At 67.6% G+C, this 17,621-nt stretch carries 16 protein-coding genes; 10 read left to right on the forward strand and 6 right to left on the reverse strand.

Features of this window, described 5'->3' with window-relative positions; translation table 11 throughout:
- Positions 1 to 1,659 (forward strand): TadG family pilus assembly protein, encoded by a 1,659-nt coding sequence (locus tag ACORJG_RS00595; RefSeq protein WP_427790702.1) that lies wholly within the window; start codon positions 1 to 3, stop codon positions 1,657 to 1,659.
- Positions 1,660 to 1,681: 22 nt separating this feature from the next.
- On the opposite strand, the gene ACORJG_RS00600 is transcribed toward ACORJG_RS00595, so the two are convergent.
- On the reverse strand, positions 1,682 to 3,037 hold the full coding sequence (locus ACORJG_RS00600) for a peptidoglycan DD-metalloendopeptidase family protein (protein WP_427790704.1): 1,356 nt from the start codon (positions 3,035 to 3,037) through the stop codon (positions 1,682 to 1,684).
- Positions 3,038 to 3,368: 331 nt separating this feature from the next.
- Here ACORJG_RS00600 and ACORJG_RS00605 point away from each other — a divergent pair, with 331 nt between their 5' ends.
- The 4 genes from ACORJG_RS00605 to ACORJG_RS00620 all read left to right on the forward strand — a co-directional run bounded on the left by ACORJG_RS00605 (position 3,369) and on the right by ACORJG_RS00620 (position 7,602).
- Entirely contained in the window at positions 3,369 to 6,599 is a 3,231-nt protein-coding gene (locus ACORJG_RS00605) for an intermembrane phospholipid transport protein YdbH family protein (protein WP_427790706.1), read from the forward strand.
- A gap of 90 nt (positions 6,600 to 6,689) precedes the next feature.
- Positions 6,690 to 6,905 carry a YnbE family lipoprotein gene (locus ACORJG_RS00610; protein ID WP_427790708.1) on the forward strand — a complete coding sequence of 72 codons (216 nt, stop codon included), beginning with the start codon at positions 6,690 to 6,692 and terminating at the stop codon, positions 6,903 to 6,905.
- 20 nt (positions 6,906 to 6,925) lie between these two features.
- A complete protein-coding gene (locus ACORJG_RS00615) occupies positions 6,926 to 7,285 on the forward strand; it encodes a YdbL family protein (RefSeq protein ID WP_427790709.1) in 360 nt (119 codons plus the stop codon).
- A gap of 8 nt (positions 7,286 to 7,293) precedes the next feature.
- The gene (locus ACORJG_RS00620; protein WP_427790711.1) at positions 7,294 to 7,602 is read left to right on the forward strand and encodes a hypothetical protein; all 309 of its coding nucleotides are present in this window, start codon (positions 7,294 to 7,296) and stop codon (positions 7,600 to 7,602) included.
- Between the two features lie 4 nt (positions 7,603 to 7,606).
- Here ACORJG_RS00620 and ACORJG_RS00625 read toward each other — a convergent pair whose 3' ends face one another.
- Positions 7,607 to 8,767 carry a DNA cytosine methyltransferase gene (locus ACORJG_RS00625; RefSeq protein WP_427790713.1) on the reverse strand — a complete coding sequence of 387 codons (1,161 nt, stop codon included), beginning with the start codon at positions 8,765 to 8,767 and terminating at the stop codon, positions 7,607 to 7,609.
- 96 nt (positions 8,768 to 8,863) lie between these two features.
- On the opposite strand from ACORJG_RS00625, the gene ACORJG_RS00630 reads away from it, so the two are divergent.
- The 5 genes from ACORJG_RS00630 (at position 8,864) to ACORJG_RS00650 (ending at position 12,517) form a co-directional block, all read left to right on the forward strand.
- A complete protein-coding gene (locus ACORJG_RS00630; protein ID WP_427790714.1) occupies positions 8,864 to 9,328 on the forward strand; it encodes a COG3650 family protein in 465 nt (154 codons plus the stop codon).
- A gap of 81 nt (positions 9,329 to 9,409) precedes the next feature.
- Positions 9,410 to 10,543 (forward strand): acyltransferase family protein, encoded by a 1,134-nt coding sequence (locus ACORJG_RS00635; protein ID WP_427790716.1) that lies wholly within the window; start codon positions 9,410 to 9,412, stop codon positions 10,541 to 10,543.
- Positions 10,544 to 10,575: 32 nt separating this feature from the next.
- Positions 10,576 to 11,106, forward strand: coding sequence for a CHAP domain-containing protein (locus ACORJG_RS00640; protein WP_346532329.1), 531 nt, complete (start codon positions 10,576 to 10,578; stop codon positions 11,104 to 11,106).
- Between the two features lie 57 nt (positions 11,107 to 11,163).
- On the forward strand, positions 11,164 to 12,006 hold the full coding sequence (locus tag ACORJG_RS00645) for a tryptophan 2,3-dioxygenase (protein WP_427790717.1): 843 nt from the start codon (positions 11,164 to 11,166) through the stop codon (positions 12,004 to 12,006).
- A 70-nt stretch (positions 12,007 to 12,076) separates the two neighbouring features.
- Entirely contained in the window at positions 12,077 to 12,517 is a 441-nt protein-coding gene (locus tag ACORJG_RS00650; RefSeq protein WP_427790719.1) for a PA2169 family four-helix-bundle protein, read from the forward strand.
- 315 nt (positions 12,518 to 12,832) lie between these two features.
- Here the strand turns inward: ACORJG_RS00650 and rplS are convergent, their stop codons facing one another.
- From rplS to ACORJG_RS00670, 4 genes are all read right to left on the reverse strand, one after another.
- On the reverse strand, positions 12,833 to 13,249 hold the full coding sequence (gene rplS / locus ACORJG_RS00655) for a 50S ribosomal protein L19 (RefSeq protein ID WP_427790721.1): 417 nt from the start codon (positions 13,247 to 13,249) through the stop codon (positions 12,833 to 12,835).
- Between the two features lie 16 nt (positions 13,250 to 13,265).
- Positions 13,266 to 13,976 (reverse strand): tRNA (guanosine(37)-N1)-methyltransferase TrmD, encoded by a 711-nt coding sequence (trmD, locus tag ACORJG_RS00660; RefSeq protein ID WP_427790723.1) that lies wholly within the window; start codon positions 13,974 to 13,976, stop codon positions 13,266 to 13,268.
- Positions 13,977 to 14,023: 47 nt separating this feature from the next.
- Positions 14,024 to 15,865, reverse strand: coding sequence for a DUF885 domain-containing protein (locus ACORJG_RS00665; protein ID WP_427790725.1), 1,842 nt, complete (start codon positions 15,863 to 15,865; stop codon positions 14,024 to 14,026).
- 87 nt (positions 15,866 to 15,952) lie between these two features.
- Complete coding sequence (locus tag ACORJG_RS00670; protein ID WP_427790727.1) at positions 15,953 to 17,617, reverse strand: thiamine pyrophosphate-binding protein; 1,665 nt, start codon at positions 17,615 to 17,617, stop codon at positions 15,953 to 15,955.
- Positions 17,618 to 17,621: the final 4 nt, after the last annotated feature.

The following is a 17,621-nucleotide window of genomic DNA, read 5'->3' on the forward strand; positions in this document are numbered from 1 at the left end:
ATGCGCATTTTCAACAGACTGACCGACGATCACGGCGGCGTCGCCATCATGGCGGCTGTGGCCGGCGCCCTGATCTGTGTCACGGCGGCCTTCGCCGTTGATCTGGGTTCGATGGTGCTGAAGGGGCGCGAGGTGCAGGGCGCGGCGGATCTGTCGGCGCTGGCGGCGGCGCAGACGCTGACGCAGCCCCTGTCGCGCACAGAGGCGGCCGCGCGTGATATCGCCGGGGCCAATCTGTCGGACCTGGCCGGGACGCAGGTGCAGGTGGGGACCTATACCCCTGACAAGCGGCTGAAGCCTGCCCAGCGTTTTGGACCTACGCAGGGCGCTCACGCCAACGCCGCCCGTGTGACGCTGACAGCGCCTGCGCCGCTGTATTTCGCGCGCTGGATCGTCGGGCGCGACAGCGTGACGGTGTCCCGTTCCGCCACGGCGGCGGTTCCGGCCGATCCGCCCGCCGCCATGTTCTCCATCGGCTCGCGGCTGGCGGGCGTGGACGGGGGGCTGGCCAACGCCCTGCTGTCCAGTCTGCTGGGCAGTCAGGTATCGCTGACGGCGATGGACTATCGTTCGCTGGCGGATGCGCGGATCAATCTGTTGCAGTTTTCAGATGCGCTGGCGGCGGAGGTGGGGGTCAATGCGGGCGACTATGACGCCCTGCTGGCGCATGAGGCCCGCACGGGTCAGGTGTTGAAGGCGCTGGAGGCCGTGGCCGGATCGGATGCGAAGAGCGTGTTGGGCAAGCTGACCCGCCTGCCGGCCAATGCGGTGCTGAAACTGGACCAGTTGATCGGGGTCGACGCCGATGCGCGGCAGGGGTTGAGGCGCGGTCTGGACGCTCAGGTTTCCGCGATGGATCTGCTGATGGCCACCCTGCAGACCGCCAATCAGGACCGTCAGCTGGCGCTGGATGTCGGCGCGCGTACGGGCCTGGCCGATCTGGAGATCATGCTGGCGATCGGAGAGCGGCCGAACCGTTCGCCCTGGCTGACGGTGACGGGATCGGGCGACCTGATCATTCGCACCGTTCAGACCCGGCTTTATCTGGAGGCGACGGCGCTGGATAAAGTACCGCTGGTTGGACCGCTGCTGAATCTGCTGGCCGAGGTTAAAGTTCCGATCCTCATCGAAGCCGCCAGCGCTGAAGCGCGTCTGAAGGACATTCAGTGCGAGGGGGCGCCGCGCGTCAGGGTCGAGGCGCGCTCAGGCGTGGCGCGCGTCCGGCTGGGCGAGGTCGACAAGAAGAAGCTGCGTGACTTCAGGTCGGAACTGAAGGTCAAACCGGCGACCCTTGTGCGTATCCTGCTCATTACGATTGAAGGCAGCGCCGACATCCAGATTGCGGATCTGGACTGGAGCGAACTGCGGTTCAGCGGCTCGGAAATCGGCTCAACCACGCCCAAGAGCGTGCGCTCTAAGGGGTTTGTGAACGGCCTGATCGTGACCCTGTTGCGCGATCTGAAACTGACGGCGCTGGGCATACCCTTGCATCTGGTCACCGCGCCGCTGGCGGCCGTCCTGACGCCGTTGGGGCCGGTGCTGGACGCCGTGGTTCAGCCGCTGCTGGAACTGCTGGGCATTCGGCTGGGCGAGGCGGACGTGTGGGTTCACGGCGTCCGTTGCCCGAATCAGGGCGAGGTTCCGCAGCTGGTGGGCTGATCTCCGGCGAAACCCAGGGCGATCAGCCCTCGGCGGGGCGCAGACCGTTGGCGGCGTTCTGCACCTCGCCCGGGCGGCGCTGGCCGCCGGCGGCGATGATGCGGTCGATGCGGGCCTTTTCGGCGCGGAAGGCGGCCAGATCGGCGCCCGCCAGGACGGTGCCTTCCTGCGTCTTGATGCCCGACGGATTGATCCGCTGACCGTTGCGCCAGATCTCATAATGCAGGTGCGGCCCGGTCGAGGCGCCGGTCGAGCCGACATAGGCGACGACCTGACCTTGCGACACGCGCTGACCCGCGCGGATGCCCGAGCCATAGCGCGACAGGTGGCCGTAACCGCTTTCCAGACCATTAGCGTGGCGGATGCGCAGCCAGTTGCCATAGCCGCCCCAGCGACGGGCCTCGACCACCACGCCGTCGGCGGGCGCCACGACGGGCGTGCCGGTGGTGGCGGCGAAGTCCATGCCCTGGTGCATCTTGCGATAGCCGGAAATGGGGTGGGTGCGGACGCCGAAGTTGGAACTGACGCGGCGGAAATTCTGCAACGGGGTGCGCATCATGGCGGTGCGCGTATTCTTGCCGGTGGCGTCGAAATACTGGGCTGATTTCGAGCCCGCAGGCTGGAAGCGATAGAAGGCGTGACCCTTCAGCTCGGCATAGAGCAGTTCGCCGGTTTCGACGGTGCGGCCCGATTCCGTCACGGTGCGGTCGAAGACCAGGGTGAATTCGTCAGAGGCCTTCACGTCGCGCTGCATGTCGAACTTGTGCGCGAACAATTGGCTGGCGCGACGCACCACGGCGGAGGTGGCGCCCAGTTCGCGGGCGCTGGCCGACAGCGAGCGTTGCACCTTGTCGTTGGCGACGACGGTTTCCTCGGTGATCTTTTCGTCCAGCGAGCGCAGGCGCAGGGCGCCGTCGAAGCTGCGCGAGACAGTCAGCTGGCTGGCCGGGCCGGTGCGCATGGTCAGGCCGATCAGACGGGCGTCGCCCATGCCGCCGCGCGGTTTGGACACGGCGGTCTCGAAACGCAGACCCGCGCGCATGTCTTTCAGGTCGAAGGCGCTGGCGACGGTGTCGGCCACGGCCTTGGCCTCATCGGCGCCGATGCCGGTGCGGCGCACGGCCTGTTCAAAGGTTTCGCCGCGACGGATCTGGACGGGAATGGCTTCCGGCGTGGTCATGCCGGCGGGGGCGGCGGCGGCGGCGTAGGCCTGCGCCTCAAGGGATTCGATCTGTTCCGCGCTGAGCATCGGAACTTCCTCGGCCTTCACCTGTTCATAGCCACGACCGGCGAGCAGGGCGATGCCCAGGGCGGCGCAGGTTGTAAGCAGGTGCGGCGCTAGCCGTACAGGCTGGCGGCGAGGATCGAACTGAGCCATGATTCCCCGGCAAGTCGGCGACGCATTCCGCGCCAAAACAGTCGAATCTCGACGCGTCTGCAGGTCCCCCCAACGGACGCGAAGCGAGCCATATAGCCCGCCTGTCCCATCTTGGGAAGATACTATGTTACGATTGGTTAACGGCGTAGCGGCGGCGTTGAGTAATTTCCTGTATAACGAGAGTTATTGCTGAGCCTTCGCCTTCTTCCTGACGTGGCGGATTGATAGTGGCGCAGACGCCACGTTACAGTGTCTGTTCTGCAACGACTGTTGTCTTCAGGCATTATGTGGCGTTGTGCCATCCTCTGTGCAGTTGAACCCTCCCGCGCCCTTGACCGACGACCTTTCTTCTTCGGACGCTCCTGACGGAGCCCCAGCTTCTCATGGCGCGCCGTCCGGCAGGGGCGGGGGCAGGCGGCGATCGCGGCTGTGGCTGACGGCGCGGGTGCTGCTGATCCTGTTGGCGGTGCTGCTGGCGCTGGCGGCGACGCTGTATCTGAACCGGCGGGCGGCGGCGCGCGAACTGCTGGTCGGGTGGCTGGACCGCAAGGGCGTTGACGCCGATGTCGAGATCGAGCGGCTGGAGCTGAACGGTTTCGTCGGCAAGGTCTCTATCGGCGATCCAAAAGACCCCGACTTCAAGGTTGAGCGGGTCGAGGTCGACTACGCCGTGGGGATGCCGTGGTCGAAGGCGGGGCTGGGCGTAACGCCCAGCCGCGTCCGCATGGTTCGGCCGGTCGTGCGCGCCTCATGGAAGGAGGGGAAGCTGTCGCTGGGCAGCCTCGACCCTCTGATCGAGGAATTCACCGGCAGGCCGCCCAAGCCGGATTCCCGCGCGCCGCTGATCATCATCGAAAAGGGTCAGGCGCGACTGGACACGGAATACGGCCCTCTGCGCTTGTCGGCCGATGCGCGGCTGGACGACGGGCGACTGTTGCGCCTGTCAGCCCGGATGCCCGCCGCCGCGTTGAAGAGCGGGGACGTCGAGGCGCGCGCTCTGGGCGGAACGGTTGAGGCGACGACGACCGGCGACCGGGTGGCGGTCGAACTCAACATGACGGCGGACAGCGTCGCCGCTGCGCCGGGCCGGGGCGAAGGCGTCGCGCTGCACCTGAAGGGCGCCTTGCCCTATCCTGACGCCAAGGCGCAGCGCAGCGACGGCGCGGTGGCTCTGACGGGGCGGTTTACGGCGGATCGGGTTGGGGGCGATGCAGCGGGCGGGACGGTTCAGGCGCTGGCCGCGGACCTTGGCTTTGACGGGCGGGTCGAGGGCTGGCTGAACCGTTTCACCCTGTCGGGTCAGACTCGCGCAGGCGTTACGGCGGATCGTCTGTCGAGCGCGGACATGGAGGCGCGGGCGCTGAACCTGTCCCTGCCGAACGCCGCCCTGACCGTGACCGGCGGGAGCGAGGCGGATGAGGCGCGCTGGCGCCTGACCGGGCCGGTGAAGATGAGCGTGGGCGCAGGCCGGTCGGGCGAGACGCGGCTGAACGGCGTGCGCGTTGAAACGGCCATGCTGCGCGCAGGCGGCCATGATGCGGCCTTTGAAATTCAGGCGCCGCTGACGCTACAGGCGGGCGCGCTGCGCACCCCCGATCTCAGCCTGCGCGGCGCGCGCGGGGCTGTGGACCTTGATGTGGTGCGCGACGGGGTGACGCGGATCGAGGCGCAGGGCGGCCTGCGCGCCGATCATGTGGCGTTGACGGCTCTGGGCGCGCCGGTCGCCGATGATCTGCCGGAAATGGCGGCGCTGAAACGCAGCCTGAGCGACTTCGCCCTGAACGCGCCGCGCGTGCGCTTTGTCAGCCACAACGCCGGGCTTGAGCTGACCCTGCCTCAGCCGATCACCGTGCGCCCCGCCAATGGCGGCGAGCTGCGGCTGCAGGCGCACGGCAGGCCCCTGTTCGCCTCGAATGGCGGACCCGGAGGAGGCGCAGCGACCTTGATCGCCACGCGCGGCGGCGGCCTGCCGGACGCTCGGCTCGAGGGGATCGACTGGCGGCTGACGTCCGGCGGTTTTGCGGCGCGGCTGAAAGGTCGGGCGGCGCTCGATTTCGGTCCGGCGCGGAACATCGCCTTCAGCACCGACGGCGAACTGGCCTCGAACGGCGGGCGTCTGACCTATGTGGCGAACAGCTGTATTCCGTTGAGCGTCGCGCAGCTGGATCTGGGCGAGAATGCTTTCGAGGCCCTGTCCGGCAAGATCTGTCCGACGTCGGCGCCCCTGTTCGCCAGTCAGGGCGGCGTCTGGCGGGCGCAGGCGCGTCTGCTGGACGTGGCGACGACCGCGCCGTCGTTCGAGATCGCCCTGTCCGGCGCCGAGGGCGCGCTGACGCTGGATGGCGCGGCCAAGGGGCTGGGAATGCGCATCGGCGTGGACAAGGCGATGGTGACGGATGCCGCCGATCCCGCCCGCTTCCTGCCGGTTCAGGCGGCGGGCGAAGCAACGCTGGCGGACGAGATCTGGACGGCGGGCTTCGACCTGTCGCGGCTGGGCCACGCCATCGGCCGGGTCGATGTGCGCCATGACGGCCGCGTCGAGGCGGGCGGCGCGGTCATTTCGGCGCCGAACCTGGCCTTTACCGAGCATGGGCTTCAGCCGGACGATCTCAGCCCGCTTGTGGCCGACTATGTGAAGTCGCCGGTTGAGGGATCGGCCGGGTTCGAGGGGCGCTTCGACTGGACCGCCGGAACTCTGACCAGCTCCGGCGTTCTCAATGTGCCGGACCTCGACTTCACCAGCCCGGCGGGCAAGGTGCAGGGCCTGAAGGGGCGGGTCGAGTTCACCAGCCTGACGCCGGTCATCACCGCGCCGGACCAGACGCTGACGGTCGACCAGGTGCAGACGGTGACGCCGCTGACCGACGTGCGGCTGTCGTTCGGTCTGGACGAAAAGGCCCTGACCATCGGCGGCGGCGAGATCAAGGCGGCGGGCGGCCGCATCAGCATCGAGCCGTTGTCCCTGCCGCTGACGCCGGGTGAAGGCTGGGGCGGCGTTGTCGTGGTAGAGGGCGTTCAGCTGAATGAACTGCTCAAGAGCGCCAATCTTCAGGACAAGGCCGAGTTAGACGCCGTTGTGTCAGGTCGCCTGCCCTTCACCTATGATCCCAAGGCCGGCTGGCGCATTGTCGGCGGGGTGCTGAACGGGGTGCGTCCGGGGCGCCTGTCGATCCAGCCCGAGGTCTTCGATGACCTGGCCGCGGGCGGCGGCGGCGATCCCAATGTGCCGCCCAACACCATGCAGGATCTGGCCTATCAGGCGATGCAGGATCTGGCGATCAGCGACCTGACCGCCGAAGTGAACAGTCTGGACGGCGGCCGTCTGGGCGTCCGGTTCCGCATCAACGGGCGCCATGATCCGCCCCAGCGCGAGGAGCTGCGGCTGACCTTCATGGAGCTGATCCGCCGCGACTTCCTGAACAAGAAGCTGAACCTGCCGTCCGACACGCCCATCGACCTGACGCTGGACACCAGCTGGAACGCCAACCAGATCGTGTCCGACCTGCTGGAGTATGCACGTCGGGGCGAGACGCCCGTGCTGACGACGGATGAAACGCCTTGATGCAAGGCCCCGCTTTGTTCAGAACCCATTCACCCGTCATGGCGTTAGATCGTCATGACCTTCCCGCGTCGCCTTTGGAGATTGGCCCACATGAAAAGGCCTGAGATCAGCAAGCGGCATTTCGCCGCCATCTTCGGCCTCGCCGCCGCCAGCCTTTCTGCCGTCAGCCTGGTGGCCTGCGCGCCCACGGTGAACATCAAGTTCAGCGAGCCGTTGCAGATCTACGCCAAGCTGGACGCCGATATCCGCATCAAGCTGGATCAGGAACTGCAGAACCTGCTCCGCGAAAACCCCAACCTGTTCTGATACGAAAGGGGGCTTTAGATATGACTTACCGCAAACTCTTCGTCGCCGTGGCCGCTGTGGCTGCACTGGGCGTCGCCGCCGGCGCCGCCGTGGCCCAGACCGCCTCGCAGAAGGCCCTGGTGGATCAGGCCAAGGCCGCCGGAACCGCCGGTGAGCAGGCCGACGGCTATGTCGGCGTGCGCACTTCGGTCGACAGCGACACCCAGGCCGCCATCAGCGCGACCAACGCCGGTCGCCGTCAGGCCTATGCCCGCAGCGCCTCTGAGGCCGGCACCTCGGCCGAGGTGGCCGGGGCCCGGATGTTCGAGACGCAACTGCTGCCGCGCATCAGCTCGGGCCAGTGGTACAAGAACGCCCAGGGCCAGTGGGTCCAGCGCTAGGCTGACCCATGAAGACGACCTCCAGAGGCGGGCGCCTGTTCCGGCTTCTGCGGTCGTTAATCCTCGCCGTCTGCATTTCGGCCGTCAGCACGCTTGGGCTGGCGGCCTATTGGCGTCTGATCGGCGGCGGGGAGATGACGTTGCATGGCTGGATCGCCATGGGGCTGGGCGTGCTGGGCACGGTCGGTCTGGCGTGGGGCCTGATGGCGCTGGCCTTCCGCTCTGACCGCGACGGCTGGGACGATCAGGTCGACAATCGCTTCGATCCGGGCATCGAGAGCGCCGAGGACCGCAAGGACGAAGACCTCTATTATTGAACGTTCAGGCCGCCGCCTCGACGCCGCCGGTCAGGGCGGGCAGGAACAGGCCGCGCGTCAGCGCCGCCACCACCGGCACGGCTACGGCGTCGCCCATCAGCTTCAGCGCCGCGCTCTCGCTTGAGGGCAGGCGCCAATCCTCGCTCACGCCCATCAGCCGCGCCGCCTCGCGTCCGGTCATCCGGCGCAGGGCGACGCGGCCGCCCTCGACGATGACGACATACTGGCGCGACGACCCGCCCGACGGCGTGCGCAGACAGCCCGCCAGTCCGTCGAAACGCACTTCCAGCCGTTGCAGCTTCTGCCCGTCCTTGACCCGCACCCGGCGGAAGGCCGCACCGACGCGCCGCTCGCCCGAGGCCTGAATCGCCTCCAGCCGCGCCCGGTGCAGCGGCGACAGCATGGCCAGCAGGGTCCGGGTCTGCGCCTCGTCAAAGTCGGGGACGCCGTCCTCCAGAACCGCGCCCAGATCGAGGTTGCGGTGCGGCGGCGTTTCCAGCCGCCACCACGCCCAGTTCGCCTTGACCATTTCGGGCAGGCGCGTGTGAGCGGCGATCAGGCGCGGCGAGTGGAAGGGCAGGGCGGGCGCGCTCAGGCGCGGGCCATCGACATCGCGCATGGCGACGATGAACAGGCGCGGCCGCGACTGGGGCAGCCACAGTCCGGCGTCGATCTCCAGCGCGCCGACCGTATAGCCCGCCTCGGCCATGGCGCCGCAGACGGCGGCGAAGTCCTGACCCTCGCCCGAGGTCAGCAGGCCGACGACGTTCTCCAGCACGATGATGCGCGGGGCGCGGCCCTCGGCGTCCAGCCCCTGCATCAGCCGCCAGAAGCCCCAGAAGGCGCCCGAGCGTTGGGCCTTCAGCCCGCCGCGCGCGCCCGCCAGACTGACGTCCTGACACGGCGACGAGGCCCAGCACAGGTCCGGCGCGCCGGGGATCTGATCGGGCGTCACGGTCCAGACGTCGCCGTGGATCAGCGGCGTATCGGGGTGGTTGGCGCGAAAGGCGCGCGCCTTGGCCGCGTCGATGTCATTGGCCAGAACGGTGCGGAATCCGGCGCCGTCCAGATGCAGGCCCAGACCCGCCAGTCCGCCGCCCGCAAAGAACTCGCAGGCCGTGAAGGCGGCGTCCGAGTCTACGGCTGGGGCGGGGCGAATCGTCATGCGGCGACTGTAACTCAGGCGCGCGGCTTTGGCGCCTGTCTTGACGGCGTGGCGGCAAACCGTGACCTTGCCTGCGAACTCTAGAAAGGACCGCCCATGCGCGTCGCCATCCTGTCCGCCGCTGCCCTGTCTCTGGCGATGTCTCTGACCTTGGCCGCCTGTTCCCAGCCTACGGAAAAGGCGCCGGACGCCGCCAAGGCTGAGCCGCGCGCCCTGGCGGGCGTCGATCTGGACCAGCCGGTGCGGGTGCTGGGCAACGAGCCCTTCTGGACGGTTGAGATCAAGTCCGACGGCCTGATTTATTCCGGCCTCGACCGGGCTGAGCAGAAGGCCGCCAATCCCGGCCCGACGCTTCAGGGCAATCTGGCCAGCTGGGCGGCCAAGACTGAGGCAGGGAACGATCTGGCCATCACCCTGACGGCCACCGACTGTTCGGATGGCATGAGCGACCGCACCTATCCCCTGACCGCCAAGGTCGAGATCGGCGGCGAGACCCTGACCGGCTGCGCCGCCGCCACGGCCGCCATAGAGCGCGCGGGCGAAAGCGGCCGCGTCGAATAAATCTGGATGGCGCCCGGCTTGCACTGAACGATGTCGTGCGGCCGGGCTGTCCCCGGTCGGTTCACCGGCCAGGATGATCCCATGACGCCCTTTGCGACGCCGATCGACATCCGTCCCCTGACCTCGCTCAGGTTTCTCGCGGCCCTGTGGGTCGTGGTTTATCTGATGTGGCCCAATCTGGCGGCGGGCGGGATGCCTGCGCTGGCGGCCAAGGGGTATCTGGGCGTCGAGCTGTTCTTCGTCCTGTCGGGCTTCATCCTCAGCCACGTCTATCTGCAGGCGTTCGGCGAGAAGCGCTTCGGCTACAGAGGCTTCCTCTGGGCGCGGATCGCGCGGGTCTATCCGCTGCATCTGTTCACCCTGTTCGGCGTCATGGCGCTGGGGCTGGCGGCGACAGCGGCGGGGATGACGATCGATTCCGGCATTCTCAGCTGGAAGACCCTGCTGCCCAACCTGCTAATGGTCCACGCCTGGGGCTTTGCCAGCGAGGCGGGCTGGAACCACCCGTCGTGGTCGATCTCGGCCGAGTGGTTCGCCTATCTGACCTTTCCCGTCTTCGCCGCCGTGGCGTGGCGAATGCGGAACCGGCCGTGGTTGGCGACGGGGGCGGCGGCCCTGTTTCTGGCCGCCCTCTATGTCGGGTTCGAGCGTGTGGCGGGCTATCGGCTGACTGAGGCGACGTTCAAATGGGGCGCGCTGCGAATCGTGCCCTGCTTCGCCTATGGCTGCGCCCTCTATCTGGTCTATCGCCGGGCGCCCCTGCCGCGCGCGGGGCTGCTGGCTGCGGCGGCGGCGACCGTCATGATCCTCAGCGCCCTGCTGATGAGCTGGGACGGCGTCATCGTCCTGGCGGGGGGGCTGCTGATCCTGGCGCTGGCCAGCATCCCGTCAGACAGGGCGGCGGTTCTGGGCTCGGCGCCTGCCGTCTATCTGGGAGAGATCAGCTATGCGGTCTATATGCTGTGCGCCCCGTGGCAGATTCTGGCCGTCAATGTCGCCGCGCGTCTGACCGGGGCCGAAGACAAGCAGCTTCCGTTGATATTGTGGCTGGCCATCATCGCCGGACTGATTGTCGCCGCTGCGATTATTCATCGGCTGATCGAACGGCCCGCCCGCAGTTTCCTGCGCGGATGGGCGCGGAAGCGTCGATCATCTGTGGATCGACAGGGGAAACAGTCGGAAACAGTTCTTCAACATTCTGATCCTATCGTCTAAAGCTTGTCCGCGTTCAGTCGGGAGCACGCCAGATGATGAAACGGCTCACAGCCGCCGCCCTTGCGGCAAGCCTAGGCTTTTTCGCCTTCACCACGACCCCGGCTCAGGCCGGCGATCCCTACTGGCAGTGCGTGACCTTCGCGCGGATGTTCTCCGGGATTCAGATTTTCGGCGACGCCTGGACCTGGTGGCGTCAGGCCGTCAGCAAGTTCCGCACCGGCGACGCGCCTGAAACCGGCTCGGTCCTGGTGTTCCAGCCTCACGGCCGGATGAGCGCGGGCCACGTCGCCGTCGTTTCCGACGTCCTGACCGACCGCGTGATCCGCGTCACCCACGCCAACTGGGGCGGCAGCCGCGGCAAGGTTGAGGAAAACGTCACCGTCGTCGACGTCTCGCCCGCTGGCGACTGGAGTCGGGTGAAGGTCTGGTACAACCCGATCAACGATCTGGGCACCACCGTCTATCCGACCTACGGCTTCATCTATAACGGCGCGCGCGAAGCCTTCGCCAACGGTCGCCAGATGGCCGCCAGCGCCGCTGCTGAAGACCGCGCCGCCAACTAGGCGTCACGCGACAAAAAGGGTCTGGCCCCGTCCGGCTGATCGGGCGATAGCTGGCGTATGACCCAAGACAACGACATTCGCGGGCGCTCAATAGAGACCGCCAAGCACGAGCCGCAGGGCGTGACCTATGCCGGTTATCTGGCGCTGGATCAGCTTCTGTCCGCCCAGAATCCGCGCTCGGACCAGCATGATGAAATGCTGTTCGTCATCATCCACCAGACCAAGGAACTGTGGCTCAAGCAGATCCTGCACGAGGTGGCGCTGGCGCAGACGCTGGTGCGCGCGGGGGATCTGGTTCCCGCCTATAAGAGCCTGGCCCGCGTCAGCCGCATCCAGTCGGTGATGACCCAGAGCTGGGACATCCTGGCCACCATGACGCCCGCCGACTACCTGAAGTTCCGGGGCGATCTTGGCGCGAGTTCGGGCTTCCAGAGCGATCAGTTCCGCCGTCTGGAGACGATGCTGGGTCTGAAGGATCCACGCTTCCTGCGCTTCCATGCCGAACGCCCTGACGCCCATGCGGCGCTCAAGGCCGCGCTGGAATCGCCCAGCCTCTATGACGACGCCCTGCGTCAGCTGGCCCGCGCGGGCCTGCCGGTGCCGGAGGCGGTGCTGAACCGCGACGTCAGCCAGTCCTATGAAGCTGATGAAGGCGTCGAGGCCGCCTGGCTCGAGGTCTATCGCGACACCGAGCGCTGGTGGCCCCTGTATCAACTGGCCGAGAAGCTGGTTGATCTGGACGACGCCCTGCTGACCTGGCGGCACAAGCACGTCGTGACGGTCGAGCGCATCATCGGCCGTCGCCAGGGCACGGGCGGCACCGATGGCGTCGGCTATCTGGTCGAGACGCTGAAGCGGCGCTGCTTCCCCGAACTCTGGTCGCTCCGCACCAAGCTGTAGAGCGGGGTGTCATCGGCAACCTTCGCTGCTGGCAGGGGTTCACCTGTGCGAACGGCAACGGAGGTTTCCGATGAGCGGCAACAGTCACGACATCAAGGTCCTCAACGGTCTGGTCGAGGGACTGATCGACAGCGCCGACGGCTATCATCAGGCGGCTGTCGAGGCGGTCGACGGCGCCTGGCGCGGCTGGTTTGACACGCGGGCGGTTGAACGGCGCCGTCTGGCTGAGGATTTCAAGGCGGCGGTGCGCGAACGCGGCGGCTCGCCGGACGAGGACGGCTCCATCCTGTCAAAGGCCCAGCGCGCCTTCATGGACGTGAAGAACGCCCTGTTGCGCAATGACGCCTCGGTCATGGAGACGGTGGAGCGGGGCGAGGCGCAGTTGAAAGCTCGGTTCGACCGCGCGTTGGCGGACGAAGCCCTGTCGGCCACGACGCGCGAGACGATCCGCCGCGCCTATGGCGAAGTGCAGCAGGGACATGAGCAGTTGAGGGGCCTGAAGCAGACCTGAACCGCTCTTTCTCCCTCCCCGTCCCGGGGAGGGTGGTCGCGCAGCGACCGGGTGGGGAAGGCTTGGTGATCCTTGCCTCGACGTGATCCTTGCAGCGATGGGGTTCTGGCCTCGGCGTCTGAATAGCCTTGCCGCCCCCACCCGGCCTCGCCCTGCCGGGCTCAGCCACCCTCCCCGGGACGGTGAGGGAGAGGGACGCGCACAAATAGCGAGTCGCCGCGCGGCGCGCGTTAGCGCCCTCAAAGATCAGCACTAAAAAAGCCCCGGCTTTTCCGCCGGGGCTTTTGATCTTCAGCGCGGAGCCGAAGCCTGAAATCAGGCCTCGTCGCCAGCCTTCTCGGCCGTGCCGGCAGCCGGGACGGCGACCTTGCGGGCCGTCTGGCGCTCGGCGATCCGGGCCGACTTACCGCGGCGGTCGCGCAGGTAGTACAGCTTGGCGCGACGAACGACGCCGCGACGCTTCACTTCGATGGAGTCGACGTTCGGCGACAGGATCGGGAAGCGACGCTCCACGCCTTCACCGAACGAAATCTTGCGGACCGTGAAGGTCTCGTTGATGCCGCCGCCGTCACGGGCGATGCAGACGCCTTCGAACGCCTGAATACGTTCGCGCTCGCCTTCCTTAATGCGCACGTGGACACGCAGGGTGTCGCCGGGCTGGAAGTCGGGGATGGTCTTGCCTTCGAGCAGGCGGGCTTTTTCTTCGGCAGCGAGTTGCTGGACGATGTTCATAGTGTTTCTCCGGAGCTTATTTGCTCTTTAGCTGTAAGTTGGCGAGATGCCGCTCCCAGAGATCAGGGCGCCGCTCCCGCGTGGTCGTTTCCCTTTGCTCCTGACGCCATCTGGCGATCTTCTTGTGATCGCCTGACAACAGGACTTCCGGGATGTCGTGGCCCTCGAACGTTCGCGGTCGCGTGTACTGCGGATGCTCAAGCAGGTCGTCCTCGAAGCTCTCGGTGGACAGGCTTTCCGCCGCACCCAGAACCCCCGGAACCAACCGGACGCACGCCTCGATCGCCACCATGGCCGCCGCCTCGCCGCCGGCGAGCACCGCGTCCCCGACGGAGACCTCCTCGAACCCGCGGGCGTCGAGCACCCGCTGGTCCACCCCCTCGAAACGGCCGCACAGGACGACGATGCCGTCGGCCTTGGCCCATTCCGTAACCCGCGCCTGCGTCAGGGGCCTGCCGCGTGCGCTCATGTACAAAAGCGGCCGGGATGGGCCTTCCAGGCTGTCGAGAGCCCTGGCCACCACGTCCGCTTTCAGCACCTGACCGGGACCACCACCCGCAGGGGTGTCGTCCAGGAAGCCGCGCTTATCTTCGGAAAACGCGCGAATGTCCAGCGTCTGCAGGTCCCACAGCCCCTTCTCGCGCCAGGCGGCGCCGATCAGCGACACCCCCAGCGGTCCGGGAAAGGCCTCGGGGAACATGGTCAGGACGGTGGCGGTAAAGGGCATGGCGGCCCTTTACCGCTCTACCGCCGCAAACGCGAGCCTCAGCAGTCTCAGGCGGCAGGCTTGCCGCCGCCGGCGGCCAGCCAGGCGTTCACCTGATCTTCCAGCACGTCCAGCGGCACCGAGCCGTTGCCGAGGACCACGGCGTGGAAGTCCTTGATGTCGAAGCGGTCGCCCAGGGTCTGGCGGGCCTTTTCACGCAGTTCCTCGATCTTCAGCTCGCCGATCTTGTAGCTGGTGGCCTGGCCGGGGTTGGTGATGTAGCGCTCGACTTCCTTCTGGATGTCGCGCTCGGACAGCAGGGAGTTGTGGCGGAAGTAGTCCATCGCCTGCTCGCGGCTCCAGCGCTTGGCGTGCAGGCCGGTGTCGGTCACCAGACGCACGGCGCGCCACAGCTCGGTCGAGAGGCGGCCGAAGTCGGAATAGGGGTCCTGATAGAAGCCCATCTCCTTGCCCAGACGCTCGGCGTACAGGCCCCAGCCCTCGGCATAGGCGCCGTAGCCGCCGAACCGGCGGAAGCTGGGCAGGCCGTCGATCTCCTGAGCATAGGCGATCTGGAAGTGGTGGCCCGGCGCGCCCTCGTGATAGCTGATGCCCTCGATCTGAGGCTTCAGCACCTGGGTCATGTCGGACAGGTTGACGTAATAGATGCCAGGACGTGTCCCGTCGGCCGACGGTGAGTTGTAGAAGGCGATGGAGGCGGTCGCCTCACGGAACGGCTCGACCGCGCGTACTTCCAGCGCCGCCTTCGGCAGGTCCGAGAACCACTGCGGGGCGATCTCCATGACCTGGGCCACAAAGGCGCGGGCGTCGGTCAGATAGGCTTCCTTGCCCTCGGGCGTGTTCGGATACTGGAATTGCGGATCCGTCTTCAGGACGTGGAAGAACTCCTGCAGCGTGCCAGTGAAGCCGATGCGCGCCTTGACCACCTCCATCTCGCGCTGGATGCGGGCGACTTCGTCCAGGCCGATCTGGTGGATCTGGTCGGCGGTCAGGTCGGTGGTCGTCGAGAGCTGAAGCTTGGCGTTGTAATAGGCTTCGCCGTTGGGCAGGCGCCAGACGCCGCCGTCGCTGTCGGCCTTGGTCTGCACCTGGCCCAGGGCCGACAGTACGGTTTCAAAGCCGCGCTTGTAGGGGCCGGTCAGGGCGGCGCGGGCCGAGGCCAGCAGGCGGTCCTTGGTCGCCTGATCGGCGTTCAGGGCGCCGACCTTGGTCTGGAAGTCGGCCCAGACCGGGTTGTCCGCGCCGCCGTCGAACGGGGCGCCTTCGATCACCGACCGGGTGTTCTCGATCGAGGGTTCAAAGACGAAGCGGGGCGAGACGACGCCCTTGTCGGCGCGCGCCTTCAGGGTGTCGGCGACCTGACCCATATAGCGCTCGGCCGCGTTCAGGCGGGCGACGTAGGCGTCGGCGTCGGCGACGCTGCCGATGCGGTGGTTGTTGATCATGAAGACCGGCAGGCTGGTCGTCGGGTTGCCGTTGGCGGCGAACTGGAAGCCCCAGTCGCGCCACTGGTTCGACAGGCGGGTCTGCTCGACGCCGTGTTCGAACAGACGCCAGGACATGCGGCTCTGGGCGCTCAGCTTCGAGGGGTCGAACTGGGCCTTCATCTGGGCCAGCTGGGCTTCCTGCAGGGCCAGCGCGCGTTCAGCGGCGGCGTCGGAGACGTCGTCCAGCTTGTCCTGATCGGTCTTGCGGCCCAGCGAGGTCATGCGCTGTGGGCTGAGGGCCATGCGCGCCTCGAAGGCCTCTTCAAAGAAGGTGTTGAGCCGGGCGTCTTCGCTCTGGGCCGGGGCGGCGACGGCGGCAGGCGCGGCGCCTTCGGCCATGACGGCGGGCGCAGCGGCGCAGAGCGCCAGGACGGCGGCGGACGAAATCAGAAGACGACGCATGAGCAGGAACCCCCTCGGTACAATGAGGGCGCACCTTTCCCCGAAGCGCAGCCGTAGGCAAGCCGCGAAATCCGGATGATTACGTCGTCAGCCGCCGCGCAGGTCGGTGATCGTGCGGCCGGGCGCGATCTGTTCGGCGTCGGTGATCAGGTGGACCAGTGCAGGGCGCCCGCCCGCCGCCGCCTCGCGCGCGGCCGCCAGCGCCGCCGGGAAGTCGCCGGTCGTCTCGCATCGCACGGCGAAGGCGCCGAAGGCCTCGGCGAACTTCACGAAGTCGGGGTTCTTCAACTCGGTGGCGATGACGCGGGTCGGATATTCCCGCTCCTGGTGCATCCGGATGGTGCCGAAGGTTCCATTGTCCACGACCACCACGATGACGCCGAGGCCGTATTGAGCGGCGGTCGCCATCTCATTGGCGCTCATCATGAAGTCGCCGTCGCCGGCGATGCAGACGACCTCGCGCGAGGGCTGGACCGCCTTGGCCCCCAGCGCCGCCGGATAGCCATAGCCCATGGCGCCCGAGGTCGGGGCCAGCTGGGTGCGACGCGCCTGATGGCGGTGGAAGCGGTGCAGCCAGGCGGCGAAGTTGCCCGCGCCGTTGGTGATGATGGCGTCCTGTGGCAGGGCGTCGGCCAGATGGGCGATGACCTCGCTCATGTTGACTGCGCTCTGGACCTCGATGGGCGAGGAGAAGGCCAGGAAGTCGGCATGGGCCGCGGCGCCCTGATCGCTCCATGTCCGGCCCGGCTCAATGGCCGACAGGGCCAGCGCCGCCAGCGAATTGTCCGCCGCCGCCGACAGGGCGGGCGCCCAGACGCGGCCCAGTTCTTCGGGGCCGGGATGGATGTGGATCAGGGTCTGCGCCGTCTTCGTCCGGTCCAGCAGGGTGTAGCCCTGCGTCGGGTTCTCGCCCATGCGCGCGCCGATCACGACCAGCAGGTCGGCGTCCTTGACCCGCGCGACCAGCTTCGGGTTGGGCCCCAGGCCGAGGTCGCCTGCATAGGCGGGGTGGTCGTTGCGGATCAGATCCTTGCGGCGGAAGGACAGGGCGACGGGCAGGCCCAGCCGTTCGGCCCAGCCTGAGATCGCATCGGTCGCCTCATCGCTCCAGCCTGAGCCGCCCAGGATCAGCATGGGGCGTTCGGCGCGGCTCAGACGTTCGCGCACCTGTTTGACGAAGGCCGGGTCCAGCGCGGCCCTGGCCGGGACGACGGGGCGAACCGGCGTCGGGCCGCCGTCAGCGTGCAGGATGTCTTCGGGCAGGGCGACGACGACCGGACCCATGCGGCCCTGCTGCGCCGTGGCGAAGGCGCGCTCGACCACTTCGACGGTGCGCTGGGGGCTTTCGATCTCGGTCGCCCATTTGGCCAGGCCGCCGAAGACCTCGCGATAGTCGACTTCCTGAAAGGCGCCGCGGCCCCGGTCGGTCAGGGCGATCTGGCCGACGAACAGGATCATCGGCGTCGAATCCTGATGCGCCGTATGCACGCCGATGCTGGCGTGGGTCGCGCCCGGCCCGCGCGTGACCATGCAGACGCCGGGGCGGCCGGTCAGCTTGCCATAGGCCTCGGCCATGTTGGCGGCGCCCGCTTCATGGCGGCAGACGATGACCTCGATCTGGTCGCGCACATCGGCCAGGGCGTCCAGCACGGCCAGATAGCTTTCGCCCGGTACGCAGAAGACCTTGTCGACCCCGTTCATCACCAGGGTCTCGACCAAACGGCGGGCGGCGGTTCCGGAAGCTTGCGTCATATGT

The organism is Brevundimonas diminuta, assembly GCF_050310045.1.
Taxonomy (GTDB): Bacteria; Pseudomonadota; Alphaproteobacteria; order Caulobacterales; family Caulobacteraceae; genus Brevundimonas; species Brevundimonas diminuta_F.